Here is a 24,592-nt window from a genome sequence, read left to right as displayed (position 1 = left end):
TTGCCTACGCCATCGTGCGTTTGAGATGACGGACCGCACCGTTAAGGGCGTCCGCAGCCCGGATCAGAGCCAGGTGTGAGAATGCCTGGGGGTAATTTCCCGCCATGCGATGTTCTATTGCATCGTACTCCTCACTCAGCAGCCCCAAGTCATTGCCAAAGCCGATGAGCTTGTCCATGAGTGACTTTGCTTCCGACACCCGGCCGGTCCGGGAATACTGCTCCACGAGCCAGAAGGAGCAGGCAAGAAAGGGGTGTTCCCCTGGGGCAAGCCCGTCCAGGCAGGTTTCCGTCCGGTACCGCAAAAGCAGGCCGTTCCCGTCAAGGAGGTCGCGTTCCAGGCGGGACACCGTGCCGAGGATCCTGTCGTCGTCGTAAGCCAGAAAGCCCACCTGGGGCAGGACAAGAAGGGACGCGTCGACGTCGGTGCGTCCGTATGTCTGGGTGAAGGAGTTGATCTCCTTGTTGAAACCCCGCTCCAGGATTTCCGAACGGAGGTGGTCCCGCAGCTCCGCCCACCGCTCCACCGGACCGTCGAGACCGTGCTGCTCCACGGCCCGCACCCCGCGGTCCAAAGCAGCCCACATCATGACGCGGGAATGAGTGAAATCCCGTTTCTCACCCCGCATCTCCCAGATGCCATGATCCTTGCGGCTTGCGTTGTTCTCGACGTAGAGCAGCATGTTCCGCTGGAGCGGCCAGGAGAAGTGATCCTCGTGCACGCCCTGGTCCCGGAGCTTCGCGAGGGCAACCATGACTTCGCCAACCACGTCCCCCTGGTATTGATTGACCGCGCCGTTGCCGACGCGCACGGGGGCAGAACCCTTGTAACCCGGCAAGTGGTTCAGGACCCGCTCGGGCAATTCACGCTCACCGGCAATTCCATACATGATTTGCAGATCGTGCGGGTCTCCGGCAATCGCCCGAAGCAGCCAGTTCCGCCAGTAGAGCGCCTCTTGCCGGAACCCGTGGGTCATCATGGCCTCCAGCGTCAGCGCGGCGTCCCGGAGCCAGCAATAGCGGTAGTCCCAGTTACGTTCCCCGCCGAATTCTTCCGGCAGGGAGGTGGTGGGAGCGGCCACGATGCCGCCGGTCCTCGCATGAGTCAGTGCACGCAGGACGAGCAGCGAGCGTTCCACCTCCCGGTCGTAGCTTCCCTGCGGGATGAAATTACGTGACCAGTTCGTCCAGTAGGCGCTGGTCGTCTGCAGTGCCTGGTCCACGTCAATCGCGGGCGGAGGGACATTGTGCGAGGGAAAGGCGTGCAACTGCAGGTCAACAGTCTGGCCGGCCGCCACCGGGAACTCGCCCACGTGGGAATAGCCGGCCGCGCGGGGGAGGTGCGCTGCCCGGAGAAGGACAGCCTGCGGTCCCGCGACGGCGAGCAGCGCCTCACCGTCGTCGTCGTGAATCCGGCATACCCACGGCAGAATCTTTCCGTAGCCGAAGCGCAACTCCAGTTCCTGGCGCATCACAACCTGACCCTGTAACCCATGCACCCTGCGGATCAACAGACTGCCGTGTCCACCCACCGGCATGAATTCGGTGACCAGAACTTCACCCTCTTCGGTTTTCCAAAGAGTCTCGAGTATGAACGTAGAGGGCCTGTAACGGCGCCGCACCGCGACGGGCTCGAAGCTGTGTCCGATGTTGCGGGAAGGGGCCAGCAGCCACCGGCCATTGCTTTCGTCTCCGACGAGTGCAGCGAAAATCGACTCGGAGTCAAACCTCGGGAGGCACAGCCAATCGATACTGCCCTCGCGCGAAACCAGCGCGCCGGTGTGCAGGTCGGATATGAAGCCGTATTCCTCAATCGGTGAGGCCATGTGCTAACTCAACCACATCAGTACCCCGCCACAGCAGTGCTCCCGGCAACGAAGACAGGCCTCGATATGGGCGAGGCAAATGCCTAAGCTGGTTCCATCGGCAGGGCCAGTCTGTTGATGAAGGAGCGTGGGTGGCATGCCCAAGACCGGCAAGAACGATCACGCCCGGAAGGAAGAGCTTCCCTCGACGCTGCAGCGTTCCGAGCAGAAAGCCCAGGACACTTTCGCGAAGACCTACGATTCAGCCCTCGAGTCCTACGACAACGACGAGGGCCGTGCTGCCCGGACAGCCTACGCCTCCCTTAAGCACAGCTACGAAAAGGTGGGCGACCACTGGGAGCCGAAGGAGAAGCGCGGCCCGTCCGACGAGCGCGCCGAGGAGGGTGTGGATTCATCGGCACCGACCGCCGGAGGCGTGGATGCGAACGCTTCCAAGGAGCACCTCTACCAGCGGGCCCAGGAGCTCAACATCGAGGGCCGTTCCAAGATGGACAAGAACGAACTTGTCGAGGCATTGCGGAAAGCCAACGACGCCGCCACCCGGAAGGCGCGCGGCGACTGACCGGCGGGGTCTGACCGGCGAGGTCTGGGTTAGGAATCTCGCCTATCCCTCTTGAGGCAGAGAGTAGGAAGATCCCGACGGCGTCCGGTCCAGCACGCCGAAATCAACCAGGTAGCGGCGCAGCAGCACAACATCGTCCGTGTAACTCAGGAGGCGCTCGTTGACCTGCCGCTCGGTGAGCTTCTCGCCTGGTTGGAAGGATTCGCCGGCAATCCAGGCCAGGAGTTCCCGGCGGTCCGCCTGGTTGGCCGGATACCTGTCGATCCGGCCCAGGCGCATGAAGCGGGCCACACCAGTTTTGGCCTGGCGCTTGGGCTGCTGTGTGAGGAGGTCCCGGAAGATGGAGTCGGAAGCCTTCAGTTCGTTGCCGGCTTTGCGCTCCACCAGGCCTGCCTCGAGCAGGACGGCGATGGCCCGGTCCCGCCGTCGGCTGGCCTGCCCGGCACCCGCATCCGGGAGCGTGGCACCCAGCACAATCTGTGCGTAGGCCGTCCGCGCATCGTGGTTGGCGAGCGCTGCTATGACGCGGCGCCAGTGCGGCCCGGCCTGGCTTGTCTCCCTGCTCATGGCTTCCCCCTTGCATCGGCCCTGCCATAAGGCCCCGACACCAGTATGGCGCGGGGTCGGCGTCGTGATGTGACACGATCTCGAGGATAATTGTCCGCAGCGGGCCTGAAACGGCAGAGAACAACCTGGACTATTGCGCTGGCCGTGTTGGGCGCATGTCTTCTTTGGAGTCATACCAATGGTCCAGGTGGCCCGCCCACCCTCACGTTGCTCCGCCGTCGTCCCCTGTGCGGGGCATACTTAGGATGACCCGCCCCAGCAACGGAAGAAGCCAATGACGCCAAACACTGCCGTCCCGAACATCACCCTGAACAACGGCGTCGAGATCCCCCAACTGGGCTTCGGAGTCTTCCAGGTCCCGCCGGAAGAGACCCAGCGCATTGTGGAGGACGCCCTGGAGGCCGGCTACCGCCACATCGACACGGCAGCGGCGTACCGCAACGAGGCCGCCGTCGGCGCCGCAATCGCCGCAACGGGGATCCCCCGTGAGGACATCTTCATCACCACCAAGCTGCGGAACGGCGAGCAGGGCATGGCCCGGGAAGCCTTCCGGAACAGCCGCCGTGAACTGGGCGTGGACTACGTCGACCTGTACCTGATCCACTGGCCGGTGCCATCCCGGAACCTTTTTCCCGAGGCTTGGAAAGCCATGGAGACCCTGCACGCCGACGGTGAGATCCGCGCAATCGGCGTATCAAACTTCCTGGCGGACCACCTGGACACGCTCCTGCAGTCGGCGGACGTAGTTCCGGCTGTCAACCAGTTCGAGCTGCACCCGACATTCCAGCAGTCCGAACTGGCGGCGAAGAGCCGCTCCCTGGGCATCGCCGTGGAGGCGTACAGCCCCCTCGGCCAGGGTGCCGACCTGAACGCTGAGCCAGTGGCGGCCGCTGCTGAAAAGTACGGCGTCAGCCCGGCCCAGGTCGTGCTGGCCTGGCACCTCTCGCACGGCACCATTGTCATTCCAAAGTCAGCCAACAGCGCCCGTATGCGGGACAACCTGGCGGCCGCCGGCGTCGTGCTCACGACAGAGGAGATTAGCGGGATCACCGCCCTCGAGTCGGGTGCCCGCATCGGTTCCGACCCCGCCGTCGCCGCCCACAGTCAAATGTAAGGGGACCCGATGAAATCCAATGAAGTGCTGCTGGACGCCTTTGGCCGCATCCGCGAAATCGTGGAAGACACGCTCGACGGGATCGATGACGACACCCTGGTCCGCCGTCCTGCCGGCAACGGAAATTCCATCGCATGGCTGATCTGGCACCTCAGCCGTGTGGAAGACGCGCAGGTCGCTGCGGCGGCCGGGCTGCCGCAGATCTGGACCGCGCAGGACTTTGCCGGCCGTTTTGGTTTGCCGCTTCCGGAACGGGACACCGGCTACGGCCATTCGTCCGACAAGGTCGACGCCGTGCGGGCTCCGCGGGAGCTGCTCGCTGATTACTACGAGGCGGTCCACCGGCAGACCAGGGAAGTTCTGAACAGCCTTGATGATGATGGCCTTGACCGCGTCGTCGATACCCACTGGGACCCGCCGGTCACCTTCGGTGTCCGGCTGGTCAGCACGATTGCCGACTGCCTCCAGCACGCGGGGCAGGCCGCATACGCGAGGGGCCTGAAAGGCGGCGTCCACGCCTGACAGACCTCGATGCCCTTGCCTGGCCTTGGCGGTCGGAGGAGGATAAGCGGCAAAAACTCCAGGAGGCCGCAGTGACCCAGCTTGGGAAGTTTGAGAAGTACCTGATCGAGGAATTTTTCGACGATTACCGGGCCGGGGCCCTGACCCAGCACACCTTCACCCGCCGGGTGGCCTTCATTACCGGCAGCATGGCAGCTGCGGCCGCCGCAATGCTCCTGGTCGGGTGCACGCCGCAGGAAGTGCCGCGCAGCACCGATCCCATGCCAACCCCCACCCCGACGTCGGGTCCGGCCACGGGCACCGCCTCCGGCGGCGCTGTTCCGGGGGCAAAGAGCCCGCTTTCCGTTCCCGAGGGAGCAGCAGGAATTACGACGTCGACAGTGAAGTTCCCGTCCGGCGGCACCGAGATCAGCGCTTACCTCGCCCGGCCCGGGTCCGGGAAGCCTGGACCCGCCGTCCTGGTCTGCCATGAGAACCGGGGACTGACTCCGCATATACAGGATGTGGCCCGGCGCTTCGCGAAGGAAGGCTATGCCGCCCTGGCGATCGACCTGCTGAGCAGGGAAGGCGGCACGGCAAGCCTGGACCGGGATGCTGTTCCCGGTGCCCTGACGCAGGCCGGCGCCCAGCGGCACGTCTCCGACTTCGCCGCGGGGTTTGACTACCTCCAGAAGCAGGACTTCGTGGAACAGGGCCGGATCGCCATGACCGGATTCTGCTTCGGCGGCGGCATCACCTGGCAGTCCGCGGTGGAGATCACCGGCCTCAAAGCCACTTCGGCCTTCTACGGACCCGCGCCTGATCTGGACAAGGTGCCCTCTATCAAGCCTGCGGTGTTCGGCGTCTACGCTGAACAGGACGACCGGATTACCGGTCCCATGCCGCAGTTGCGGGATGCCCTCGCGGCTACCAGTGTGCGCAACCAGCTCAAGGTCTATCCCGGCGTCGACCACGCGTTCCACAACGACACAGGTGACCGCTACAACGAGCAACAGGCAACGGCGGCCTGGAACGACACGTTGGCGTGGTTCAAGAAGTACGTCTAGCCTTTGCTAAACCGCGGTGTCCGTCCCCGCGGCGCTGTCCGGGGCTGCGGCGCTCGCGGCGTCCGTGCCCGACGCGTCGCCGGCCAGCGCCTGCCGGCGGCGGAAGACCTGGATGGCGATCGCCGTCGGAATGACAGCCAGGGCAACGGCCCGCATCCAGGGGCGGTCCAGGACGTGGCCCGTGACGGAGTCGAGCGAGAAGCTGCCCGGGCCGCCGATCGTGAAGGAGGCTGCCGCAAGGCCGAGGACAGCCGGGTATTCAAGGCCGCCTTCGGTGGCAAAGAAGCCGTTGGGGGCGTGCACGCTGGCCGCAACGCCCATGGTGGTGGCGGCCGCCGCACCGGCCGCCGGAGTCCCAAACCCGAGGGCCAGGGCGAGGCCGGCTCCCGCTTCGCCGAGGCCGGCCAGGACTGCGCTTGGCTTTGCGGGCCGGAACCCCATGGCGTGCATTCCCTTGCTGGTGCCTTCGATCCCGCCGCCGCCGAACCAGCCGAAAAGCTTCTGGGTGCCGTGGGCGAAAAGGACGCTGCCCAGGCCGACGCGGAAAATGGTCTGTGCAGCTGTGGCGGCCACCGGGGCGACTGGGCTGGTGCTCGTGCGGCTCATGTGAATCCTCCTGTGAACGGTTCAGCCATGCGGCTGCTCTTCAGGCGATCTTGTCCGACGATTCTAGTCCGGCCCGTGTCTAGTCCGGCCTGCTTAATTTGGGTCCTGGCCCTTCGGCCTGGGCCGCGGCAGATGCCCCTGGCGGCCGGCTTCACGCACCAGCAGGCGGATGTTTGCGTACAGCACCGCCCTGATGGCATCCGGTTCCAGCCGCTGGCCCCTTCGGATGCGTGCTTCCAGCTCGCTGCAGCACCGCTCCAGCCGCAGGGCTCCCGCCATGGCGGAGGTCGCCCTCAGGCTCACGACGGCGTCGGCCGCCATCCGCGGGTCACCGCTGGCCAGGGCGCGGAGGATTTTCGACGCCCGCTCGGGCAACATCTGAAGGTAGTCGTCCATGAAGGCCTCTGCGAAGGCGGGACCCACTTCCGTGGCAAGGACCTGCAGCGGGCCGGTGTCCAGCACGGGTGTGTCTTCTGTGCTGTTCACTTCGCACCGCCTGCTGCTGTCCCCTGCATGCCTCGCCCATCGGTCGGGCCGCGACCTCGTTGTGCGGCTTACCGGACACTTTCGCGCGGGGACCTCAAGACAGAAGAAACTTTTGCCGATGTTCGGATCAAGAAATGCTGGCCGGTCAGGCCCGTTCGAGCAGCACCATCACTTCGTAGTGCGTGGTTTGCGGGAACATGTCCAGGACCCGCGCCCGCCGCGCCGTGAACGAGGGGAGTGCAGCCAGGTCCCGGGCCAGTGACTGCGCGTTGCAGCTGGAGTAGACCACATGCTGCACGGAGGACGATTCCAGCCAGCCGCACAGCTCCTTGCCGATGCCCCGCCGTGGCGGATTAACGATCACCAACTCGGGCGTCTGCTCCGCGGCGAGGGCAAACGCCGTGGCATCTCCGGCCTGGAAGCTCATGCGCTGCAGGCCGGCCTCGTCGCTGCTGAGCCTTGCCGAAACGATGGCTTCACTGCTGGTTTCAATGCCGGTGACCTCACGTGACGGGTCGGCGCAGTGCAGGGCGAAGCCGCCCACGCCGCAGTACAGGTCCCAGACGGACGCCGGCGCCAGTTCGTTAACCCACTCGCGCCCCTGCCGGTACAGGGCCGCTGCCATGTCGCTGTTCGTCTGGAAGAAGCTCTGCGGCCGAAGGTGGAGGTCGAGGTCATTGACGCGCATCCGCAGCGTGGACTGCTCGGTGAGGAGTATCTCGCGGTCGCCCTCCAGGACTGCCTTGTGTTCCGGATGCAGGTTGACTGAGACCACCTTCACCTGCGGCAGGGCGGCCAGGAGCGCGGGGAGGTGCTGCCGGATGCGCGGCAACAGCTTTTCCGAGCGCAGAACCAGGCGCAGCATGATCTCGCCGTCGGGGGACTCGGTGATGATCAGGTGCTTGAGCTCGCCGCTGCGCCGCGGGACATCATAGGGCGTGAGATGGGCGCGGGTGATGAAGGCCGCCAGGACGGGAAAGCAGGCGAGCAGTCCGGGCGAGCAGACGCCGCACTCGCGAAGGTCAACGCCCCGGCCCTCGGCGTCAAGGATCCCGATGGTGGGGTTCCTGGCCGTTCCGCCCACCACCATTTTGGCCTTGTTGCGGAAGCCGGACTCGCGGCTCGCGACAGGCGGCAGCCACTCCAGGGAGGTGTGGTCGGAGAGCAGCGTCTGGCAGTGCAGCTGCTTGCCGGCGAGCTGGTCGCCGTACGGCTTGCCCATGTGGGTGCAGGAGAGGCAGCGGGCGGCATCGAAGTAGGAACATTGCATGTCTGGTTAATTCTACTTTTTCTGCCGGCTTCGTTTGGCCGCCGGTCAGGAGGACGGCCGCTCCCGTTTGGGAAGGCTGATCCGGTCCAGGTCGTTGGCGGGCACGACGGCGGTTCCTCCTGAGCGAGCGCGGGCCTGCTCGGCCAGGATGGTCACGTCGCCGTACCGTGCGGAGAAGTGGGTGAGAACCAGCTTCCCGGCGCCGCCATTGGCGGCTAAATCCCCGGCCTGGCCCGCCGTCAGGTGCGCATACTGCGCAGCCAAAGCGACGTCGTCGTCGCTAAACGTTGATTCGGTGACGAGGAGGTCGACGCCGTCGGCGAGCCCCTCGGCGCCCTCACACGGGGCGGTGTCCATGATGAAGGCGAAACCCTGGCCCTTGCGCGGCACGCTGACGTCCTCCAGCCGCACGCCGTGGAGCTCTCCCTCGCGCTGCAGCCGCCCGGCGTCCGGTCCGGAAATACCCGCCGCCGCCAGCCGCTCAGGCAGCATGGTGCGGCTGTCCGGCTCGGTCAGCCGGTAGCCGTAGGCCTCGATGCGGTGACGCAGTGGTTTCACCTCCAGCCCGGTTGCGATTTCTCCGGGGCCCGAGTGGGGTTGCAGACGAAGGTCGATGCCGGGCGAGGCGACCGATACGAGTGCACGGACAACGTCCTCTCCAGAGGCTGGGTAGTGCAGGTGCACCGGGTGCTTCACGCCGTCCAGGGCCATGCGTGAGAGCACGCCGGGAAGCCCGTAACAGTGGTCTCCGTGAACATGGGTGAGGCAGATCCTGGTGATCTGGTTGGCCGAAACACCTGCATGGATCATCTGCCGCTGGGTGCCCTCACCGGGGTCGAAGAGCAGACCCTCGCCGTCCCACCGGAGCAGGTACCCATTGTGGTTGCGCGTCCGAGTCGGGACCTGCGATGCGGTTCCGAGGACAACGAATTCACGCATGACACCGAGTGTCTCACAGGCACACCGCGGCCGGCCGGTTCGTTCCCGGCAGCGGCGGTGCAGTTGAGCGGTAGGTGTGGCCGGTTGGAGTGGTGATTTCGATGGTGTGCCGCGGCCCCGGTCGGGGTTGGGCTTTCCAGCCCGGGAGTTCTTTGGTGTGGTTGCAGGCTTCGCACAGTCCGGCGCCGTTGGACAGGCTGGTTGGGCCATCGTTGTGCCAGGGAACGATGTGGTCGTGGTGGCGGATGGGGGCGTCGCAGTAGGGCGTCCGGCAGGTGTCGTCGCGGACCTGGATGAAGCGGCGTAGCGGTGGCGGGAAGAGCCGCCGTTTGGAGTCCATGGCCACGAGGTCGCCGGTGTCCGGGGCGGTGTAGAGCCGGCGGAGCCAGACTTTCAGGTCTTTCACGGCGTCCTTGCGGCCGGTCACCGCCTCGTTCTTGCCTGTATTCGAGCCGGACGCGTTTGTGCTGCCACTGTTTGGCTGGACGGGCTGCTGCGCTCCTTCTTCCTGGTTGAGAAGTTCCCGGGCCCAGGCGGCGGGGACGATGCCGTAGCCGGTGAGGCGGGCTGGTTCGCTGTCACCTTGGAGGAGCGTGCGGTCAGTCATGACGAGGTTAACGTCTATGCCGCTGATTCCGCCGGGCGTGCCTGTGGTCCACTCAACCAGAGTGTCGGCCTTGATCTGACCGAGTGAGCGCGGGTCCCCGGCGGAGCGGAGGGCATCGGCTTTCCGGGTGAGGGCGGCGTACACTGCGACGCCCTCGTGGGCGGGCAACAGGGCTGTCAGGTAGGTCATGCAGTCCGGGGCCGGGCGCAGGCTCACGCCCCGCTCGGACGCGGCATGGCTGACGCGCTGGGTGACCGAGCGCGGGTCACGCCGGGTCGCGGCGGCTTTGACCGCGGCGATAACTCCGCGGGTCCCGACCCCGTCAAGGGTTCCGGTGTCGGCGGCGAGTTCCTCATCGACAGCGGCCCGGTCTTCGACGGTCAGGACGGCTGTTTCCTTCACGAAATACATCGCGCGCTCTTCATTGAGCTGGCCGGCATCCAGGGCCGCGAGGGTGTGGGGCATTTCGATGACCAGGGCCTTGGCCATCCCGAGCAGCCGGCCACCGCGGTGCGGGGACTCGCCCCGGGACAGGGCGATCTGCTCAGCCACGCCCAGGGTGTGTTCCTTGGGGCGTTTCCTGCCCAGATCCCCAGCCGGCAGTGAGCTGCTTTTGGCCAGCGCGGGAGCAGTCTGCCCGGGATCGGCCATCCCCGGGCTGCTCTCCATTCCTGGTTCGGTTTGTTCCTGCCGCTGTCTGGCTTCGAACTCGACGGCGAGCCTCGCCTGTTGCCCGGCAATCATGCACTTGACCTTCTCCAGCGCCCGGTTCTGGTCCATCAGCCCGGGACCGTCAGCCGTGAGATCGGCCTCTAGAAGGACAGGGGCCGCCAATATCCGCTCCCCGGCAGCCGGCCCGGGCCCGGCAGCGCCGGAGGCGGCGGTCCCGGTGAACACGGAGTCGTAAAACAGGGCCTCGGGAAACGGGTCCTCCGGGAGATTGTCGTCATCAAGCAGGGTATCGAGGAAAGGGTCCTCCGGGAAAAAATCCTCGGCATCCACGAACCTGGGGTCATCGTCATACTGCAACCCGCCGTCCGCAAACTCATCAAAGGGGAAAACCTCGCCAGTGAACCACCCGTCGCCAACCGGGTCACTCGGTAAGACTGCGTCCGGAACAAGGACCTCGGGAACAGCGGCAGCATGCAGGTCGCCGCCGCGCGGCGCTGCTCCTGTCAGTGCTGAATTCCCGGGAACTTCCATGCACACAGTCTGCCGTGGGGGACTGACATTAAAGGGGCCGTTAGGACCCAGATGGAGACGGATCTAAAAAACTTTTTTTTGGAGCCGTCCCGGAACGAAAACTGGGCAGCAGCACAGGGGGTTTCCAGCCATGAAAAAACACCCTGATCTGCTACCTAGTTGGGCCTGCCGGCACGCAGAGGGGCAGCCAGTTCGGCAAGCCTGGGTCTCGACAGGCTCGACCAACGGCGGAAGGCTCAACCAGGGGTGGAAGGCTGACCAACGGCGGAAGACTCAGCCAGCGGCGGAAGCTCAGCCAACAGGCGTTTATGGCCAAGGGCAGGAGTTGGACTGTGTGGCGCCCGGACCGAAAGAATGGGCGGGTGACTGCTGCCAGCGACTTTGTGGATGACACGTTGCAGCGTGAGGCCTCCTGGTACCGGGCCGAGGAGATGCGGCACCGGTTCGGCGCCGGGATGGAGTACTACGGCGCGTCCGTCGGCGCCGTGCGCGGCACAGTCCGGGACGCGCTCCGCCGCCATGCCGGACTGACCCACGACGAAATCACCGCCCTCAGTTCAGAACTTTGGGAGGTGCCTGTATACGAGCGGCGCCTGGCCGCCGTCGTCCTTTTACAGTCCAAGGTGGGACTGCTGACCAACTCCGACCTGACGCGCATCGAGGGCTTTGTGCGGGAGGCGCACCTGCCGACGCTCGTCGACCCGATCGCCGTCGACGTCGTTGGTCCGTTGCTGGACGGGCTTGCCGGCCAGGCGCGGATGCGTGCCGGCGCCGTGCTGGACCGGTGGGCGGGAGACCCGGACGTCTGGCTGCGCCGTGCGGCGCTGCTGGCGCCCCTGCGGGCATTGAGAACCGGTGGCGGTGACTGGGATGGCTTCGTCCGCCGCGCCAGGACCGTGGCGGACCTGCCGTCAACAGCGGACAGCAGCCCGGACCGGGAAGCCATAACCGCCGTGCTGGAGGCTGTGGCGGAGCGGCGCCCGGAGCTCCGGCTCTCCTTTCCCCGCTAAGATCCGGGGGACCGGCTAGACGGAAGCCGGCGCCGGCTGCAGCTCTTCCGCCGCCTCTGACGGGACGGTTCCGACGGCGTCTTCCGCGCCCGGGTTGCCCGCGGCGCCTGCCGGGCGGACAACCGTAACAGCCGGGTCAGCGTGGACGTGCTGGCGGAGCGGGTGGAACTGGCTCTGGCCCATGCCGCCGAATTCGTACGCGCTCTCGGCGTGCTCGGACCGGTCAACCCCGGCCACTTCGGCCTCATGGCTGACCCGGAAGCCGATGGTCTTGTGGATCGCGAGACCGATGACCGCCGTCATCAGTCCCGAGAGTGCAAGCGTGATGAGAACTGCCACGGTCTGGGCGATGAGCTGCTGGACACCGCCGCCGTAGAACAGGCCTCCGCCTTCGCCGTTGACCGGGAGCGCGATGAAACCGAGGGCGAGTGTGCCGACGAGGCCGGAGCCCAGGTGCACGCCGACGACGTCCAGGGAGTCATCGAAGCCGTACTTGAACTTCAGCTCGACGAACAGCGCCGATGCCACGCCGGACACCAGGCCCAGGCCGATGGCGGCCACTGGGCTGATGTTGGCGCACGACGGCGTGATGGCCACGAGGCCGGCGACGGCACCGGACGCTGCGCCCAGGGAGGTGGGGTGGCCGTGGCGGACCTTCTCCGTGAGGAGCCAGCTCAGCATGGCCGCGCAGGGTGTCACCAGCGTGTTCACCCAGATGAGTCCGGCCTGCTCGGCGGTGGTGGCAGCGCCGGCGTTGAAGCCGAACCAGCCGAACCAGAGGAGTGCGGCGCCGAGCATGATGAACGGGACGTTGTGGGGGCGGTGCCCCGGGTCCTTTCCAAAGCCGTGCCGCTTGCCGACGATGAGGGCGAGTACCAGCGCGGCGATGCCGGAACTGATTTCGACGACGGCGCCCCCGGCGAAGTCGATGACCTGGCCGAACATCGCGGTCACTGCGCCGCCCTGGCTCATGAGGCCCCCGCCCCAGATCATGAAGGCGAGCGGGCAGTAGACGGCGGTGAGCCAGAGCGGTACGAAGAGAACCCAGGCGGTGAATTTGGCGCGGTCGGCCACAGCGCCGCTGATGAGGGCAACGGTCAGGATCGCGAAGGTTCCGGCGAAGCCGGCCTTGATCAGGTCCGGGCTGCCCGTGAGTCCGCTCAGGCCGAAGTTGGCGAACGGGTTGCCGAACAGGCCCAGAACGCCTTCACCGGCGCTCATGGAGTAGCCCCAGAGGACCCAGACGACGCCGCCGATACCGACGGACACGAAGCTCATCATGATCATGTTGAGGGAAGCCTTGGCCCGGGTCATGCCGCCATAGAAGAGGCCCAGTGCCGGGGTCATGAGCAGCACCATTGCCGCCGAGACCATCATCCAAACGTTGGCCGCAGTGATTTCCACGCGCTTTCCCTTCCCAGGAACTCTTCCTCTCCGCGGACCGCTGATGCCGGCGCCACGCCCCTCATTGATATTGGTGGCCGTATGTTTCGGGTCTGGGCGTGGCAAGTTACACAGGAGTTTCAAAAATCGTGTTCACGTAAAGCCCGCATGACTTCCGTGTTTCGGATTTGTTAACGGCGCCTGTTCGCCGGGGGCGGTTTCTGCGGACGGCGCGCCCGGTTGGCTGAAGTAGCGGGGAAAGTCCGGAACGGCACCGTGAAGGCGGCCGGTGCCGGGCCGCGTTACAAGCGCATGAATGAAACATATCCATGCCCGGGCTCCTTGTCCCGCAATGCGCCGGCTCCTTGTCCGCAACGCCCGGACGTCTGGTTCCGCTGCCGGACCTGTTGACCGCGTGCGAGCGCCCCGTCACCATGGGGTATGACTGAATCAGCAGCAACTGGCGACGACTACTTCACTGAGAATCCCCACGCGGATGTTGCGCCGGAATCCCCGGCAGACGCGCAGAGCCCCGACACCGTCGACGATATCGCCGAGGAAGTGCGCGACGAGATCCGGCTGGGCCACGTGGACGACGAGGTGAGCCACGTCCTCGAGGAGCGGCTGGACGGCGCCGGCATCAGCATGCGCCCTGAAGATGTGGACGACCTCGCCGAGGACATCGAGCGGGACGTCTCCAGCTAGGGCCTGCCATGAATGACCCGCATGATCTGGAACGGTTTGTCACCGCGCAGAATGGGGGCGGAACCTACGATCAGGCTTTGGACGAGCTGCGCGCCGGCAGCAAGCGCAGCCACTGGATGTGGTTCGTCTTTCCCCAGATTTCCGGTCTGGGGCAAAGTGCCACCTCCAGGAGGTACGCCATCGCATCCCTGGACGAAGCGCGGGCCTACCTGCAGCATCCCGTTCTGGGGCCACGGCTGATTGAATGCGCCACCGCAGTGGACAACGTGCGCAACCGCGGAGCCGCGGAGATTTTCGGCGGCATCGATGCCCGGAAGCTGCAGTCGTCCATGACATTGTTCCTGCGCGCGGCCCCGGACGAACAGGTGTTCCGTCGCGTTTTGGACCACTACTTCGACGGCGAAGCCGACCCCGCCACCGACAGGCTGCTGGAAGGCCCTCGCGCGTGAGTCGGGGTTGCCCTTCACCCTGATTGTCGGCGGTTCTAGACTGGGAGCACGAGCCGGCCTGCACCCAGCGGGCTGCGCAGACGGAAGGACAGTGGCATGGGTCTGGACGACAAAATCGACAATGCAGCAGAGAAACTTGGCGGCAAGGCCAAAGAAGGGGCGGGCAGGGCCAGCGACGATCCGGGGCTTGAAGCCGAGGGTAAAGCTGACCAGTCCAAGGCCGACCTGAAGCAGGCCGGTGAAAAGGTCAAGGACGCCTTCAAGAGGGACTGACCACTCACGATCACCACGCCTGAACCTCCGTCTGCAGCGGAGATTCGAAGGGGAGTCCCGCCGAACCCGGCAGGACTCCCTTTCTCTTTGCCCACACATAACAAATCGATGGATTTACGTGTCCGTCCCTAGCCGGGGATAGTTGCCAGGGTGCAAAGTGGGGTCACAGACTCTCCAGGATCGAAAGGCACCATTGTGCGCCGAGCCCGCCGCCCCCACCTGATCGTTTCCCTCGCGGCGGCCGCCGCCGTTACGCTGGCTGGCTGCGGTTCCGGTGCCACGCCGGGCGCTGGGGGCGAGGCCCCGCCGTCCGCCGTCGCCCCAACAGATTCCGGCAATGCCGCTCCCGGCTACTCCGGTCAGCTGATCCCGTTCACGTTCCCTGACCGCCCGCTTTCCGTCCAGTACCCGGTCGAATGGCATGCCGACTATCGCACTGGGGCCGGGATGCCGACAGGGGCGGGCACTGCGACCTTCTCTGACCCGCAGAGCACCAATAACGTCACCGTGAACCTGGGCCAGGCGGCAGACACAGTCAGCGTTCCGGTGAGCAGGACCGTCTTCGAGTCAGAGCCGGTGCCGGGTCTTAGCGGGCAGCCTGCTCCCGCCCCCAATTACTCCTTCTATGTGGACCGGACGGACGGCAAGCCGACCTACCGCATGCACCTGACGGCCGGCGCGCCCGCCCCCGGTAACTCCACCGCGCTTGACGGAACCATCCGCGTTGGGGAGGACGATCTCGTGGCAGAAGCCCACTTCAAGAAACCCTTCGCCAGCGACGACGCCGCAAAGGCCTGGCTCGCCGGCGCCGAGGGCCAGGCCTTCAAGGCACTTCTCCTGAGCATGGCCAACGGCTAGCGGGAGCGCGGGGGCCCGGCCTGCGAAAGCCCGTTCACAGCTCCACCAGCCGGACGTCCTCCAAACGGCCGCTTACGACGGCGGCGGTCATGTACGTGCACGCAGGTTGCCGGCGGCGGTCGGTGGGGGAGCCGGGGTTCAGCAGGCGCATTCCGCCGGGCGCCACTGTGTCCCAGGGAATGTGGGAATGGCCGAAAACGAGCACGTCGGTGTCCGGGAACAGCGCTTCGCAGCGCTGCTCGCGGCCCTTGGCCTGTCCGGTCTCGTGGATCATGCTGAAGCGGAGTCCGTCGAGCGTCACACTGGCCGTTTCGGGCAGACGCTTCCGGAGTTCATCGCCGTCGTTGTTGCCGTACACGCCGATCAGCCGCCGGCTGCGCTGTTCGAACTCGTCGAGCAGCCCCTCGCTGACCCAGTCACCGGCATGGAACACCACGTCGGCGCCGTCGACGGCGGACCACACCTGGTCAGGGAGCACCCGGGCGCGCTTCGGGACGTGGGTGTCGGCAACAAGGACCAGGCGAAGGCTCATCGAAGCATCTTCCCATGAGGCAGACTGGGACGATGGAGAAAATAGTTCCGCCCTCAGCCGGTGAGCCCCGTCGTCCGCTTGGCCCCCGTGACCCGGGCGACGCGTGGGTGGAGGGCGAGCGCGGCCGCTTCTGGGGCCGGTTCGGATCGGCCGGGCTCCTGGTCCATGATGAGCAGAAGGGCGTCCTGCTGCAGCACCGGGCCACCTGGAGTGATCACGGCGGAACCTGGGGACTCCCCGGCGGCGCACTGCACCAGGGCGAGGACGCCGTGACGGGCGCCCTGCGGGAGGCGTTTGAGGAGGCGGCCGTTCCCGAACAAAACGTCAAGGTGCTCTTCACGTCCGTGTTCGACGTCGGCTACTGGTCCTACACCACTGTGGCGGCCCGGGTGCTGGAGCCCTTCGAGCCGGCCATCAGCGACCCCGAGAGTATTGAACTGCGGTGGATTCCCCTCGACGAGGTGGCAGGCGTTGACCTGCATCCTTCCTTTGCCGCCTCCTGGCCGGAGCTGCGCGGCAGGCTGCTGAACGGCTCCGGCGCCGGTGAGGTCTAGCCATGATCGACACTGAGAAGTTCCGGCTGCTGCTGGAGGAGGAGCGGGCGAGGAAGGTCGCCCTCCTGCCTGCCCTCCGCGCAGACATTGCCTCGGCCAACGCCGCCCGGCAGAACTCCAACGTCGATGACGAGCACGACCCCGAAGGTGCAACGATCGCCTTCGAACTGTCGCAGGCGTCGGCACTCCTGGACCAAAGCCGGTCCGGCCTGGCGGAAGTGGATGCAGCGCTTGAGCGGATCGCGGCGGGCAGTTACGGGATATGCACGGTGTGCGGCGAACAGATCGCCGAGGGCCGGCTGGAGGCCCGTCCCTGGACCCCCTACTGCATCCGTCACACGGGCGGCAAGGCATAATCGGCCTCCGTCACGGAACCTCAGCCAGCGCCTGTTCCGCCGGAGGGAAGAGCATCGTACTCTAGGGCTGGGAGGTGATTGCCATGCAGGCAACCCAGGGAGACCGCATCATCATCCGGGGCAGGACAGTGGAGTCCTCGGACCGGCACGGTGAGATTCTGGAGGTCAAAGGCCCCAACGGAACACCGCCGTACCACGTCCGTTTTGACGATGGCCACGAGACCATCCTCTATCCCGGCGGCGACTTCACTGTAGAGCACCACACCACCTAGCTGCCCGGATGACCACACGTCCACGGCCCGACCGAACCCTGATGGCAGTCCTTGCCATCATCGCCGGTCTCGTGGCCGTGGCGCTCGCTGTGGTCTTTTTCCGCGGGCAGCCGGACCCGCTTCCCGAAAGCACGCCCGCGGGGGTGGTCCAGCGGTACGCGGCTGCCGTCATCGACGGCGACGAGGCGGCGGCTCGCCGCTACTCGACTGACGGCCGCTTCGGCACCGGTCAGCCGGGCGCACCCTGCACACGGGCGGAACGTCCTCCGGCGGGCGCACTGCGGGTCACGCTGGTTTCCACGGTCGAGCGTGCCGACACAGCGGAGGTGCACGTCGTCCTGGCCACGTCCAACGGGAGCGGGCCGTTCGGGAATTCGGAATACGAGTCCGAGGCCGTGTTTGGCCTCGAACGGGTGAATGGCAACTGGCTCGTTGCCACTGCCCCCTGGCAGTTCACCATTTGCCCCGTTCCGGCGGCGAAGCCGTGAGCACAGTTCGGACCGGCCACGCCCGGGCGGTGCCGTCCGCCCTTACGGCTGTGCGGCGGCTGGTGGTATTTTCGCTCCTGTTTGTCCTCGTGCTGATCGGCACATCCGGCGTGGGCGGCCTGCTTGAGCGGCTTTTTGCCTCCGGCACCCCGGTGGCAGGGAACGACGTCGGCAGCCTCGCCCGGTCCCTCGCATTTGGTCTGGTGGGCGGAACGCTCGCCGCGGTCCTGTGGTGGCTGGTCTGGCGCCGGCAGGGCGCGGAAGCCGAGCGGTCCGCGGTTGCCTGGGGCCTGTACGTCGCCGGCGTCTACACCGTCTCGCTGGTCGCCGCTGCCACGGCGTTGCTCGGCGCCGCATCCCAGCTGGCGGGACTGCTGCTTCGTGCCGCATCCGGTACGGGCGGCGCGCCCCGGGGGACTGAAGGCATGGAATGGCGCTCGTCCCTCGCCACCGCACTGGTGTGGGCTGCAATCTGGGCGTGGCACAGGTGGATGTGGCAGCACCGCGGCAAGGGACCGCGGCGGCTGGACACCGTCCCGGCGCTCGCGGGGACCGTGTTCGGCTTGCTGATAGGCGCCGGCGGGGCAGTGACCGCGCTGGGCAGCCTTCTCGGCGCGGCCCTGCAGGGGCTGGCGAATGCACCCGAGGTCGGACAGCCGTGGTGGATCCCCATACTGCAGTCACTCATCTGGGCCGGCGGTGGATTCCTGGTTTGGTGGTGGCATTGGGTCCGCGGCGGCGCCCGGCACCTGTCCTCACCGCTGGCCAACGTGGCGGCGGCTGTCTTCGGTGTGCTCGGCGGCTGTATCACGGCACTGGCCGGCACCGTCACGGCCGTGTTCGTCCTCCTGCGGCTGGTCCTTGACCGCACTGAAGAGACGGTCCGGCTGGTGGATCCCCTTGGCCCGGGCCTGGCCGCGGCCGCCGTCGGATCACTGATCTGGCGCTACCACTCGGTGCTGACAGCCGATCGGTCGGACAAAATGCGGGAGACGGCGCGGCTGCTGGCATCCGGGGTGGCGCTGGCCGCTGCGGCCTCAGGGGTGGGAGTTGTTGTCAACGCAGCCCTCGGCTTTGCCGAAACAACGCTCGCAGGAACCGGAACGCGCACACTGCTGCTGGGCGGTCTCGGTGCCCTGGCCGTGGGCGGGGCTGCGTGGTGGAGGACCTGGCAGCCGGCAGGCCGCAGCGGTCCGGCGAGCGCCGGTGATCCGCCCGGCGCGCCGTCCCGCGGCGGTGGTGCACGGCGAATCTACCTGGTGGCCGTTTTCGGGATCAGCGCCCTCGTGGCCCTGATTGCCCTGCTGGTTGTCGGCTACCAGGCCTTTGAGTACCTGCTGGACCCGGCGCGCTCCGGAAGCCTGGTAGGACGGATCCGGGCACCGCTCGGACTGTTGGCGGCCACGGCGCTTGTGGCCGGCTATCACTACAGCGTCTGGCGACGGGAGCGCGGGGTACCGCCGGCGGCCCCCGCCGCTCCGGAGCGCGCCATCGGCCAGGTGGTTCTGGTGACCGGTTCCGATCCGGGTTTGCTGGCAGACGCCATCCGGAATGCCACTGGGGCGGACGTAACGGTCTGGCTGCGGTCCGGCTCATCTTCGGAACCCGGAGAGCCCGGCGGAAGCGGGCCGGACGCTTCAGCCCTCGTGGCGGCGCTGGAGGGCGTGGCTGGTGAGCGGGTGCTGGTCGTCATCGGACCCGGCGCCCGGATCGATGCCATCCCAGTATGGGAGAACACAGCGCGGGAGATCACGGAACAGGACAGCGCGGTACGGGAGAACGCCGCCCCGGGGCCGGAACCCGACGACACAAGCTTCAGGAAACGGGCTGTCCCTTGATCGGAGCCCGGTCCACGCCGTACTCCGCTGTCACCAGGATGGGCAAGTGGTCCGACTTCCCGCGGGGGAGGGTTTCCACGCTTTCAATGTCCAGGCCCAACGACGTCGCAAAGTCGAAGTGGCCCTTGAATACCTTGTAGCGGGTGTATGTCCGGCGGTTGCTCAGCGACAGGGCGTAGCCGGAGTTCTTCATGTGCGTGTGCAGGCTCTTGGTGAAGAACGGGTAATTGAAGTCGCCCACCATCAGTGTCATGAGCCCGGTGCCCATGCTCAGGAGCTCGGCATGCGCCGCGTGGATCTGCTTGCGCCGCAGTGAGTTTGATGCAGTGAGCGGGGCGGCATGGAACGAGCCCACCACCAGTTCATGGTCGGTTTCGTTGTCGACCATCCGCGTGCCGATCAGCCGCTCGTGTGCCGGCGCCATCACGCGGTCGTGCATGGACTTCTTCAGGGCGAAGGTCTGGGTATCCAGGGCCGTGAAGCGGTCTGTCCGGTAGTAGATGGCCAGGCCGAGCCGGTTGCCCTTGGTGTAGTCGGCCAGGTGGAGCGGGCCGAGCGTCTCAGGCAGATCGGATGAGTCGCATTCCTGAAGGCAGAGGACGTCTATCCCGAAATTGCGGGCCAGACTCATCAGTTCGCCACTCGCCTTGTGCTTGCGGAGGTTGTAGCTAATAACTCGCATCAGTTTGGAACACCTCTTCCGAGGGCTGCTAGAAGGACCGGTCTCCGAGTCTACCCAGATCATCATATGGAGGTCGGCACGTTAAGCGCGCGTCCGGCGCGGCAAAAATATGCCGCGCCGGACGTATGCCGGGACCAGTACGTGCTCCTGGCAACCCGGGGCCTGTGTTTTTCGGTCCGTTTACCTTCCGCCGGGGCCGTGTCCCTGGGTGTACTCTCCGGCGGTAACCGTGCCGAGCTCGGTGGCACCCTCGAGGGAGCCTTCGCCCAGTCCTGACTCCACTGTTGCCGTACCGCCGGTGTACACGGTGTACTGCTGGCCCGCTTCGATGCCCGGCGACGAAAGGACGAGCGAGCCCGTAGGTTTGGTGGTCACGAAGGTGGCCACAAGCTTTCCGTCGGCGCCGGCCAGTTGCACGGTGCTCCCGGCCGGCACTATGGAGGCGAAAGTGACCTGTACGCCGGACTGGGTGGAGGACGTTCCCGGGGCGACCGCCATGCCGGCGCTTCCAGCCGCGGCCACGGTTCCCCCGCTGACTGCCAGCTCGCCGTTGACGTCCAGGGCACCGTTGCCGTTGCTCTCCGGACCGTTGACCACCACGGTGCCGCCCGAAATAGCGGCGTTGCCATTGGAGTCCAGGCCGTCACCCTCCGAGTTGATGGTGAGGGAGCCGCCGGAGACGTCCACGGAGTCGTCGCCCACGGTTTCCCCGCCGCCGGGCCCGCCGCCCATGCCGCCGCCTCCCTGCGTTGCGGTTGCTGCCCCGCCGGAGGCGTTCACGCCGTCACCGTCACCGTGCCACCGCTGATGGCAATGTGCTGGGATTCGAGGCCTTCAGACGATTCCGACACCGTCACAGAACCGTTTGCGATTACGAGTTGGTTCTGCGCCTTGACGCCGTCATCCCCGGCGCTGACGGCCAGTTTGCCGCCGTTGACGAGCAGCCAGCCGCGGCCGTCGTCGGTGTCGTTGTCCGATTTGAAGCCGTCACCGCCGGCGGTGACCTGGTAGGTGCCGTCCAGCAGCACGGCGTAGTCCTTGCCGCGGATGCCGTCGTCGGTGGCCTTCACCGTGACGTTTCCGGCGGCGAGGACCAGTCCGTCCTTGGACACGATGCCGTCGTTGTACTGGCCGTTGACCTCCAGTGAGCCTGCCCCGGCCACGGTCAGGTCCGCCATCGAGTAGAGGGCCGCGTTCGGCGAATCAGTGCCCTGGTCCGCGTAGGTGGCCGCGTCGGTGACGGTGTTGGTGGTGCCCTCCTCAAGGAACACGACAGCTTCGTTGGCGCTTTGGACGATGAAGGGTGAGCCCGTTGAACTGGTGAGGGTCACGCCGTCGAGGATCACCCGGACCACGTCCTCTTCGCCGGCAGCGATGACCACCTCGCCGTCGCTGAGGGTGCCGGAAAGCCGGTAGGTTCCGGCCGCCGTGATGGTGACGGTCTCGCCGTCGACCTTTACCCCGGCGGCATTGTCCGCCGCAGTGGCGGCGTCCTTGAGCGTGACGGCAACTTCCGTGGCAGCGTCCCAGGCGAGGTCGTCGGCGTCGTAATGCGTGTCCTCGGAAATGGAGGCTGCCGTCACCATCTGGGTGCTCGATGCCGCGCCGGCACTTCCGGTGGAGGCCGTGGTGCCCGGCGCCGAGCAGCCGGCGAGGGTCAGCGCCAGGGCGAAGGCGGCCACGGAAAAGGTCTTGCTGAATTTGCGCATGGTGGTTCCTTTGGAGGACTGGGGACTTGAAGAACGGGGACTTGGAGAACTGGGGACTTTCGGGGTCCCGGGATGGGGGCAGAGGGAGGGGCGGATCAGACGGGCACGTCAGGCAACGGGTGCCAGCCGCAGGCTGTGCCTGAGCGTCCGGTTCCAGCGGTTGGCGGGCAGGTGCGGGTGCAGCGCGGCCATCCCGGTGGCGAACTTGGAGATCCTGCACGGCCGCACACCGTGCTGCCACAGGTGCCTGTCGAGCGGTCCGGCTGCCGATCCGGATTTGGTCTCGAGAACCACGCTGCCCTCCAATACCCACGGCTGGCCGTCGCTGCCCTGCCAGGTGACGTGCGAATCGATCGTTGCCCGGCTGCCGGACTCCGGGAGGTACAGGGTGGTCCGGCGGTACCGGGATTCCAGAACAGGACCGAGGGCGCCGGCCGGAACATCTCCAACGGCTGTGGCCAGGGTTTCCTTGACGTACTCGAGGCCTTCAGTAGTGAGCCGGGACCGGTCCGCTATGTCGTAGGGAACGCGTTCCTTGACGGTGGCCGCCCGCGCCCCCTCGGTCTTGACCTCGAGGAAACTGGTGCCGGTGTCCGTGTAGGTCCGGGTGCGGATCTTGTAGCGGCGACGCCGGCCGCGTGCCGCCAGCAGGTAGCTGTCCAGTCCCGGGGTATCGAAATAGACGGAGTCGTAGGCGAAGGACCGGAGGCCGTCCATTTCCAGGACGCGGGGCTGCCCACCGAAGTCCGCCAGCACCTGCCGGGCAGTTGCAACAGGAACCACGTACTTCCGGTCCACGCGGGTCTGCAGGGCGGCTTCGGCGTTCAGCTCCGCGAGGCCGATCGGTGGAAGAGCGGATACATCGATGATTCCGGCTTCGGCGGTCAGGTGTGCTGCGTTCATGCTGCACCTGCCACGGCTGGAGTGGACTGCGGTGCCGGAGCGTGCTGGGCGGCGGGAACCTGCGGTGCGTAGGCCTGGGGACCGTAAGTCTGGGGAGCGGGGGCGGGGAGTGCCTCGTGCCACCCTGCAGGATTTCCGGTGCCGCTGTCCCGGCCGCCGCTGTCCTGGGCGGGTCCCGCGGGCGGGGAGGCCGGCGTAGCGGACGTCCACAGTGGTCTTGTCGTTCACCAGATCCAGTTCCTGCACGGTGACCGTATGGACCTTCGCGGCGAGCAGTTCCTCCAGCCGGGCGGTGAGCTCGTCCTCGCGGGAGATAGCGCGGTCCAGGACAACCGTCTGGTGCCGGTAGGCCGGCAGGACCCGCTTGTGGTCGCCCACGAACATCACCCCAAGGACCAGGCCCATGAGGGAGAGGGGCAGCCAGACCGGTTCGACGCCGACGCCCGAGATCAGGCCCAAGGCGAGCGCCGAGAAGTAGTAGGCCACCTCGTGCTGGGCCAGTTCGGTGGAACGGAGCCGGATGATCGAAAGGACCCCGAAGAGGCCCAGCCCCAGTCCCAGGCCGGCGGCAGAGCCGGAGAGCGCTGTGGCCACGGCCAGGACACCGATGTTCATCCCGAGGTAGGACACGGCCAGGTCCCGGCGCCGGTGGCGGCGGACGTAAAGGGCGAAGGTGAGGACGCAGATGGCGATGACGTCTGCGCCGATGAGGATCAGGTGGTTCATGGGAATTCTCCGGGTTTCGTAGTGGGCTACCTGTTACGATTCACGGCCAAGCTGTGCGGGGGCTGTGCCGGAACAAGGTCTGGTTTATGACCTGCGGCGAACAGGAACCGCTGCTGGACGGCGTAGCTCACGGCCAACAGCGCGGTTTCGGTGAGCAGCTTCGCCGGAAGGTCCGCGACGCCCGCCCCTGCGAGCGCTGCAATGAGTGCGTAATTGGCCGCCAACAGGGCCACAGCGAGGGCGCAATACCGGGCGGCAGTGGCTCCTGCCGGCTTCTCGCGGCCGTGCTGGAACACCAGCCTGCGGTTGATCAGGAAGTTGGCAGTCGCGCTCAGGCAGCGTGCTCCGACGACGGCTGCCAGGACAGAGCCGGTGGCAGCACTAAGGGCGAGAAAAGCGGCCGTATCGATGAGGAAGCCGGCGAAGGACGCCAGCAGGAACTTCAGCAGCGGGGCATAGATCCGCACCGAGTCCGCGAGCGGCCGGAAGTGGGATCCGGAGTTGCGATCCAGATAGATGGTGGCGATGCCCACGCCGGCAATCCTGTATCCGGCAGCCTTGGCCTCGAGCAGAAGGTTCAGTTCGTATTCGTAGCGCTCGCCGTCCACGGTCAGGAGCCAGGGCAGCATGGCGGCCGGGTAGCCGCGCAGCCCCGTTTGGGTGTCGGCGATGCGCTCGCCGGTGGCCAGCCGGAACAGCAGCCTGGTGGCGGCGTTGCCGATGCGGCTGCGTGCGGGAACGTCGCCGGCGAACGTGCGCGCTCCCAGCATCATGCAGGCGGGGTCCCTGCCGGCGAGCTCCGCCACACGGAGTATGTCCACGACGCTGTGCTGGCCGTCGCTGTCGGCGCACACCACGTCCCGCCCGGGGAAGCGGTCCAGGATGAAGCTGAAACCCGTTTTCAGGGCGGAGCCCTTTCCCTGGTTTGCCGGATGGCTGATGACGTGCGCACCCGCCCGGCGGGCGCCGTCGAAAATCTGGCGGTAAGCCGGACCACTGCCGTCATCCACGACGACGACGCTGAGGGAGGGGTCGGCTGCCCGGATCGCGCCGAGCACTTCAAGGAGCTGGGCGTCCGGTTCATAGGCGGGGATCAGGATGATCATG

28 protein-coding genes and 1 pseudogene are annotated in these 24,592 nt (G+C 66.6%); 14 read left to right on the top strand and 15 right to left on the bottom strand.

The window, feature by feature from the left end; translation table 11 throughout:
* Nucleotides 1-4: 4 nt before the first annotated feature.
* Nucleotides 5-1,825 carry a glycoside hydrolase family 15 protein gene (locus tag ACFTR6_RS04485; protein WP_377957012.1) on the bottom strand — a complete coding sequence of 607 codons (1,821 nt, stop codon included), beginning with the start codon at nucleotides 1,823-1,825 and terminating at the stop codon, nucleotides 5-7.
* 136 nt (nucleotides 1,826-1,961) lie between these two features.
* On the opposite strand from ACFTR6_RS04485, the gene ACFTR6_RS04480 reads away from it, so the two are divergent.
* Nucleotides 1,962-2,387: a ChaB family protein gene (locus tag ACFTR6_RS04480; RefSeq protein WP_076802611.1), complete on the top strand. Its 426-nt coding sequence runs from the start codon at nucleotides 1,962-1,964 to the stop codon at nucleotides 2,385-2,387.
* Between the two features lie 42 nt (nucleotides 2,388-2,429).
* Here ACFTR6_RS04480 and ACFTR6_RS04475 read toward each other — a convergent pair whose 3' ends face one another.
* Nucleotides 2,430-2,954, bottom strand: coding sequence for a DUF2087 domain-containing protein (locus tag ACFTR6_RS04475; RefSeq protein ID WP_377957010.1), 525 nt, complete (start codon nucleotides 2,952-2,954; stop codon nucleotides 2,430-2,432).
* 274 nt (nucleotides 2,955-3,228) lie between these two features.
* Here ACFTR6_RS04475 and ACFTR6_RS04470 point away from each other — a divergent pair, with 274 nt between their 5' ends.
* The 3 genes from ACFTR6_RS04470 (at nucleotide 3,229) to ACFTR6_RS04460 (ending at nucleotide 5,636) form a co-directional block, all read left to right on the top strand.
* The gene (locus ACFTR6_RS04470; RefSeq protein WP_377957008.1) at nucleotides 3,229-4,068 is read left to right on the top strand and encodes an aldo/keto reductase; all 840 of its coding nucleotides are present in this window, start codon (nucleotides 3,229-3,231) and stop codon (nucleotides 4,066-4,068) included.
* Nucleotides 4,069-4,077: 9 nt separating this feature from the next.
* On the top strand, nucleotides 4,078-4,590 hold the full coding sequence (locus ACFTR6_RS04465) for a DUF664 domain-containing protein (RefSeq protein WP_377957006.1): 513 nt from the start codon (nucleotides 4,078-4,080) through the stop codon (nucleotides 4,588-4,590).
* Nucleotides 4,591-4,661: 71 nt separating this feature from the next.
* Complete coding sequence (locus tag ACFTR6_RS04460) at nucleotides 4,662-5,636, top strand: dienelactone hydrolase family protein (protein WP_377957004.1); 975 nt, start codon at nucleotides 4,662-4,664, stop codon at nucleotides 5,634-5,636.
* A gap of 6 nt (nucleotides 5,637-5,642) precedes the next feature.
* On the opposite strand, the gene ACFTR6_RS04455 is transcribed toward ACFTR6_RS04460, so the two are convergent.
* The 5 genes from ACFTR6_RS04455 to ACFTR6_RS04435 all read right to left on the bottom strand — a co-directional run bounded on the left by ACFTR6_RS04455 (nucleotide 5,643) and on the right by ACFTR6_RS04435 (nucleotide 10,747).
* Nucleotides 5,643-6,242 (bottom strand): DoxX family protein, encoded by a 600-nt coding sequence (locus ACFTR6_RS04455; protein WP_377957002.1) that lies wholly within the window; start codon nucleotides 6,240-6,242, stop codon nucleotides 5,643-5,645.
* 93 nt (nucleotides 6,243-6,335) lie between these two features.
* Nucleotides 6,336-6,728 carry an Hpt domain-containing protein gene (locus tag ACFTR6_RS04450; RefSeq protein ID WP_076802623.1) on the bottom strand — a complete coding sequence of 131 codons (393 nt, stop codon included), beginning with the start codon at nucleotides 6,726-6,728 and terminating at the stop codon, nucleotides 6,336-6,338.
* 145 nt (nucleotides 6,729-6,873) lie between these two features.
* On the bottom strand, nucleotides 6,874-7,998 hold the full coding sequence (gene rlmC, locus ACFTR6_RS04445) for a 23S rRNA (uracil(747)-C(5))-methyltransferase RlmC (RefSeq protein ID WP_076802625.1): 1,125 nt from the start codon (nucleotides 7,996-7,998) through the stop codon (nucleotides 6,874-6,876).
* 45 nt (nucleotides 7,999-8,043) lie between these two features.
* On the bottom strand, nucleotides 8,044-8,937 hold the full coding sequence (locus tag ACFTR6_RS04440; protein WP_087874696.1) for a ribonuclease Z: 894 nt from the start codon (nucleotides 8,935-8,937) through the stop codon (nucleotides 8,044-8,046).
* A gap of 13 nt (nucleotides 8,938-8,950) precedes the next feature.
* On the bottom strand, nucleotides 8,951-10,747 hold the full coding sequence (locus tag ACFTR6_RS04435) for an HNH endonuclease (RefSeq protein WP_377956999.1): 1,797 nt from the start codon (nucleotides 10,745-10,747) through the stop codon (nucleotides 8,951-8,953).
* Nucleotides 10,748-11,109: 362 nt separating this feature from the next.
* On the opposite strand from ACFTR6_RS04435, the gene ACFTR6_RS04430 reads away from it, so the two are divergent.
* Nucleotides 11,110-11,757 carry a DNA alkylation repair protein gene (locus ACFTR6_RS04430; protein WP_377956998.1) on the top strand — a complete coding sequence of 216 codons (648 nt, stop codon included), beginning with the start codon at nucleotides 11,110-11,112 and terminating at the stop codon, nucleotides 11,755-11,757.
* A 15-nt stretch (nucleotides 11,758-11,772) separates the two neighbouring features.
* On the opposite strand, the gene ACFTR6_RS04425 is transcribed toward ACFTR6_RS04430, so the two are convergent.
* A complete protein-coding gene (locus ACFTR6_RS04425; protein ID WP_377956997.1) occupies nucleotides 11,773-13,161 on the bottom strand; it encodes an ammonium transporter in 1,389 nt (462 codons plus the stop codon).
* Between the two features lie 420 nt (nucleotides 13,162-13,581).
* Between ACFTR6_RS04425 and ACFTR6_RS04420 the strand changes: the two genes are divergently transcribed.
* The 4 genes from ACFTR6_RS04420 to ACFTR6_RS04405 all read left to right on the top strand — a co-directional run bounded on the left by ACFTR6_RS04420 (nucleotide 13,582) and on the right by ACFTR6_RS04405 (nucleotide 15,425).
* Nucleotides 13,582-13,845 carry a hypothetical protein gene (locus ACFTR6_RS04420; protein WP_087874691.1) on the top strand — a complete coding sequence of 88 codons (264 nt, stop codon included), beginning with the start codon at nucleotides 13,582-13,584 and terminating at the stop codon, nucleotides 13,843-13,845.
* An 8-nt stretch (nucleotides 13,846-13,853) separates the two neighbouring features.
* A complete protein-coding gene (locus ACFTR6_RS04415; RefSeq protein WP_377956996.1) occupies nucleotides 13,854-14,294 on the top strand; it encodes a DUF1810 domain-containing protein in 441 nt (146 codons plus the stop codon).
* Between the two features lie 96 nt (nucleotides 14,295-14,390).
* Nucleotides 14,391-14,567 (top strand): CsbD family protein, encoded by a 177-nt coding sequence (locus tag ACFTR6_RS04410; RefSeq protein WP_076802642.1) that lies wholly within the window; start codon nucleotides 14,391-14,393, stop codon nucleotides 14,565-14,567.
* 195 nt (nucleotides 14,568-14,762) lie between these two features.
* Nucleotides 14,763-15,425, top strand: a complete 663-nt coding sequence (locus tag ACFTR6_RS04405; protein ID WP_377956994.1) for a hypothetical protein — start codon at nucleotides 14,763-14,765, stop codon at nucleotides 15,423-15,425.
* Nucleotides 15,426-15,459: 34 nt separating this feature from the next.
* On the opposite strand, the gene ACFTR6_RS04400 is transcribed toward ACFTR6_RS04405, so the two are convergent.
* The gene (locus ACFTR6_RS04400) at nucleotides 15,460-15,957 is read right to left on the bottom strand and encodes a metallophosphoesterase family protein (RefSeq protein ID WP_377956993.1); all 498 of its coding nucleotides are present in this window, start codon (nucleotides 15,955-15,957) and stop codon (nucleotides 15,460-15,462) included.
* 14 nt (nucleotides 15,958-15,971) lie between these two features.
* Here ACFTR6_RS04400 and ACFTR6_RS04395 point away from each other — a divergent pair, with 14 nt between their 5' ends.
* From ACFTR6_RS04395 to ACFTR6_RS04375, 5 genes are all read left to right on the top strand, one after another.
* Nucleotides 15,972-16,511, top strand: coding sequence for an NUDIX domain-containing protein (locus ACFTR6_RS04395; protein ID WP_377956991.1), 540 nt, complete (start codon nucleotides 15,972-15,974; stop codon nucleotides 16,509-16,511).
* Between the two features lie 2 nt (nucleotides 16,512-16,513).
* On the top strand, nucleotides 16,514-16,867 hold the full coding sequence (locus ACFTR6_RS04390) for a TraR/DksA C4-type zinc finger protein (RefSeq protein ID WP_087874689.1): 354 nt from the start codon (nucleotides 16,514-16,516) through the stop codon (nucleotides 16,865-16,867).
* 83 nt (nucleotides 16,868-16,950) lie between these two features.
* Nucleotides 16,951-17,139 carry a DUF1918 domain-containing protein gene (locus ACFTR6_RS04385; protein WP_076803859.1) on the top strand — a complete coding sequence of 63 codons (189 nt, stop codon included), beginning with the start codon at nucleotides 16,951-16,953 and terminating at the stop codon, nucleotides 17,137-17,139.
* 8 nt (nucleotides 17,140-17,147) lie between these two features.
* Nucleotides 17,148-17,627, top strand: coding sequence for a hypothetical protein (locus ACFTR6_RS04380; RefSeq protein ID WP_377956989.1), 480 nt, complete (start codon nucleotides 17,148-17,150; stop codon nucleotides 17,625-17,627).
* On the top strand, nucleotides 17,624-19,465 hold the full coding sequence (locus tag ACFTR6_RS04375) for a DUF5671 domain-containing protein (RefSeq protein ID WP_377956988.1): 1,842 nt from the start codon (nucleotides 17,624-17,626) through the stop codon (nucleotides 19,463-19,465). The genes ACFTR6_RS04380 and ACFTR6_RS04375 overlap by 4 nt, the downstream gene beginning before the upstream one ends.
* On the opposite strand, the gene ACFTR6_RS04370 is transcribed toward ACFTR6_RS04375, so the two are convergent.
* The 6 genes and pseudogenes from ACFTR6_RS04370 to ACFTR6_RS04345 all read right to left on the bottom strand — a co-directional run bounded on the left by ACFTR6_RS04370 (nucleotide 19,443) and on the right by ACFTR6_RS04345 (nucleotide 24,591).
* Nucleotides 19,443-20,147, bottom strand: coding sequence for an endonuclease/exonuclease/phosphatase family protein (locus ACFTR6_RS04370; protein WP_076802659.1), 705 nt, complete (start codon nucleotides 20,145-20,147; stop codon nucleotides 19,443-19,445). The two genes, ACFTR6_RS04375 and ACFTR6_RS04370, sit on opposite strands and share 23 nt — an antisense overlap.
* Nucleotides 20,148-20,327: 180 nt before the next feature.
* Nucleotides 20,328-20,927, bottom strand: a complete 600-nt coding sequence (locus tag ACFTR6_RS04365; protein ID WP_377956987.1) for a hypothetical protein — start codon at nucleotides 20,925-20,927, stop codon at nucleotides 20,328-20,330.
* Nucleotides 20,924-21,856, bottom strand: coding sequence for a carbohydrate-binding domain-containing protein (locus ACFTR6_RS04360; RefSeq protein WP_377956986.1), 933 nt, complete (start codon nucleotides 21,854-21,856; stop codon nucleotides 20,924-20,926). Before ACFTR6_RS04360 ends, ACFTR6_RS04365 begins: the two co-directional genes overlap by 4 nt.
* Before the next feature lie 108 nt (nucleotides 21,857-21,964).
* Nucleotides 21,965-22,759 (bottom strand): polyphosphate polymerase domain-containing protein, encoded by a 795-nt coding sequence (locus tag ACFTR6_RS04355; RefSeq protein ID WP_377957028.1) that lies wholly within the window; start codon nucleotides 22,757-22,759, stop codon nucleotides 21,965-21,967.
* Nucleotides 22,760-23,014: 255 nt separating this feature from the next.
* Nucleotides 23,015-23,485 (bottom strand): annotated as a pseudogene (locus ACFTR6_RS04350) (DUF4956 domain-containing protein); the annotation flags it as partial.
* Nucleotides 23,486-23,511: 26 nt separating this feature from the next.
* On the bottom strand, nucleotides 23,512-24,591 hold the full coding sequence (locus tag ACFTR6_RS04345; RefSeq protein ID WP_377956985.1) for a GtrA family protein: 1,080 nt from the start codon (nucleotides 24,589-24,591) through the stop codon (nucleotides 23,512-23,514).
* Between the last annotated feature and the right edge of the window lies 1 nt (nucleotide 24,592).

The sequence above is a fragment of the Arthrobacter sp. NPDC057009 genome, from assembly GCF_042673905.1.
In the GTDB taxonomy this organism is placed as follows: domain Bacteria; phylum Actinomycetota; class Actinomycetes; order Actinomycetales; family Micrococcaceae; genus Arthrobacter.
This window is presented reverse-complemented; position numbering and strand designations above follow the sequence as displayed.

Bases quoted from the DNA above. Each gene is read 5' to 3' on its own strand.
- ACFTR6_RS04485 (WP_377957012.1), bottom strand. From the start codon at position 1,825: ATGGCCTCACCGATTGAGGAATACGGCTTCATATCCGACCTGCACACC.
- ACFTR6_RS04480 (WP_076802611.1), top strand. From the start codon at position 1,962: ATGCCCAAGACCGGCAAGAACGATCACGCCCGGAAGGAAGAGCTTCCC.
- ACFTR6_RS04475 (WP_377957010.1), bottom strand. From the start codon at position 2,954: ATGAGCAGGGAGACAAGCCAGGCCGGGCCGCACTGGCGCCGCGTCATA.
- ACFTR6_RS04470 (WP_377957008.1), top strand. From the start codon at position 3,229: ATGACGCCAAACACTGCCGTCCCGAACATCACCCTGAACAACGGCGTC.
- ACFTR6_RS04465 (WP_377957006.1), top strand. From the start codon at position 4,078: ATGAAATCCAATGAAGTGCTGCTGGACGCCTTTGGCCGCATCCGCGAA.
- ACFTR6_RS04455 (WP_377957002.1), bottom strand. From the start codon at position 6,242: ATGAGCCGCACGAGCACCAGCCCAGTCGCCCCGGTGGCCGCCACAGCT.
- rlmC (WP_076802625.1), bottom strand. From the start codon at position 7,998: ATGCAATGTTCCTACTTCGATGCCGCCCGCTGCCTCTCCTGCACCCAC.
- ACFTR6_RS04440 (WP_087874696.1), bottom strand. From the start codon at position 8,937: ATGCGTGAATTCGTTGTCCTCGGAACCGCATCGCAGGTCCCGACTCGG.
- ACFTR6_RS04435 (WP_377956999.1), bottom strand. From the start codon at position 10,747: ATGGAAGTTCCCGGGAATTCAGCACTGACAGGAGCAGCGCCGCGCGGC.
- ACFTR6_RS04420 (WP_087874691.1), top strand. From the start codon at position 13,582: ATGACTGAATCAGCAGCAACTGGCGACGACTACTTCACTGAGAATCCC.
- ACFTR6_RS04415 (WP_377956996.1), top strand. From the start codon at position 13,854: ATGAATGACCCGCATGATCTGGAACGGTTTGTCACCGCGCAGAATGGG.
- ACFTR6_RS04410 (WP_076802642.1), top strand. From the start codon at position 14,391: ATGGGTCTGGACGACAAAATCGACAATGCAGCAGAGAAACTTGGCGGC.
- ACFTR6_RS04400 (WP_377956993.1), bottom strand. From the start codon at position 15,957: ATGAGCCTTCGCCTGGTCCTTGTTGCCGACACCCACGTCCCGAAGCGC.
- ACFTR6_RS04395 (WP_377956991.1), top strand. From the start codon at position 15,972: ATGAGGCAGACTGGGACGATGGAGAAAATAGTTCCGCCCTCAGCCGGT.
- ACFTR6_RS04390 (WP_087874689.1), top strand. From the start codon at position 16,514: ATGATCGACACTGAGAAGTTCCGGCTGCTGCTGGAGGAGGAGCGGGCG.
- ACFTR6_RS04385 (WP_076803859.1), top strand. From the start codon at position 16,951: ATGCAGGCAACCCAGGGAGACCGCATCATCATCCGGGGCAGGACAGTG.
- ACFTR6_RS04380 (WP_377956989.1), top strand. From the start codon at position 17,148: ATGACCACACGTCCACGGCCCGACCGAACCCTGATGGCAGTCCTTGCC.
- ACFTR6_RS04370 (WP_076802659.1), bottom strand. From the start codon at position 20,147: ATGCGAGTTATTAGCTACAACCTCCGCAAGCACAAGGCGAGTGGCGAA.
- ACFTR6_RS04360 (WP_377956986.1), bottom strand. From the start codon at position 21,856: ATGCGCAAATTCAGCAAGACCTTTTCCGTGGCCGCCTTCGCCCTGGCG.
- ACFTR6_RS04355 (WP_377957028.1), bottom strand. From the start codon at position 22,759: ATGAACGCAGCACACCTGACCGCCGAAGCCGGAATCATCGATGTATCC.
- ACFTR6_RS04345 (WP_377956985.1), bottom strand. From the start codon at position 24,591: ATGATCATCCTGATCCCCGCCTATGAACCGGACGCCCAGCTCCTTGAA.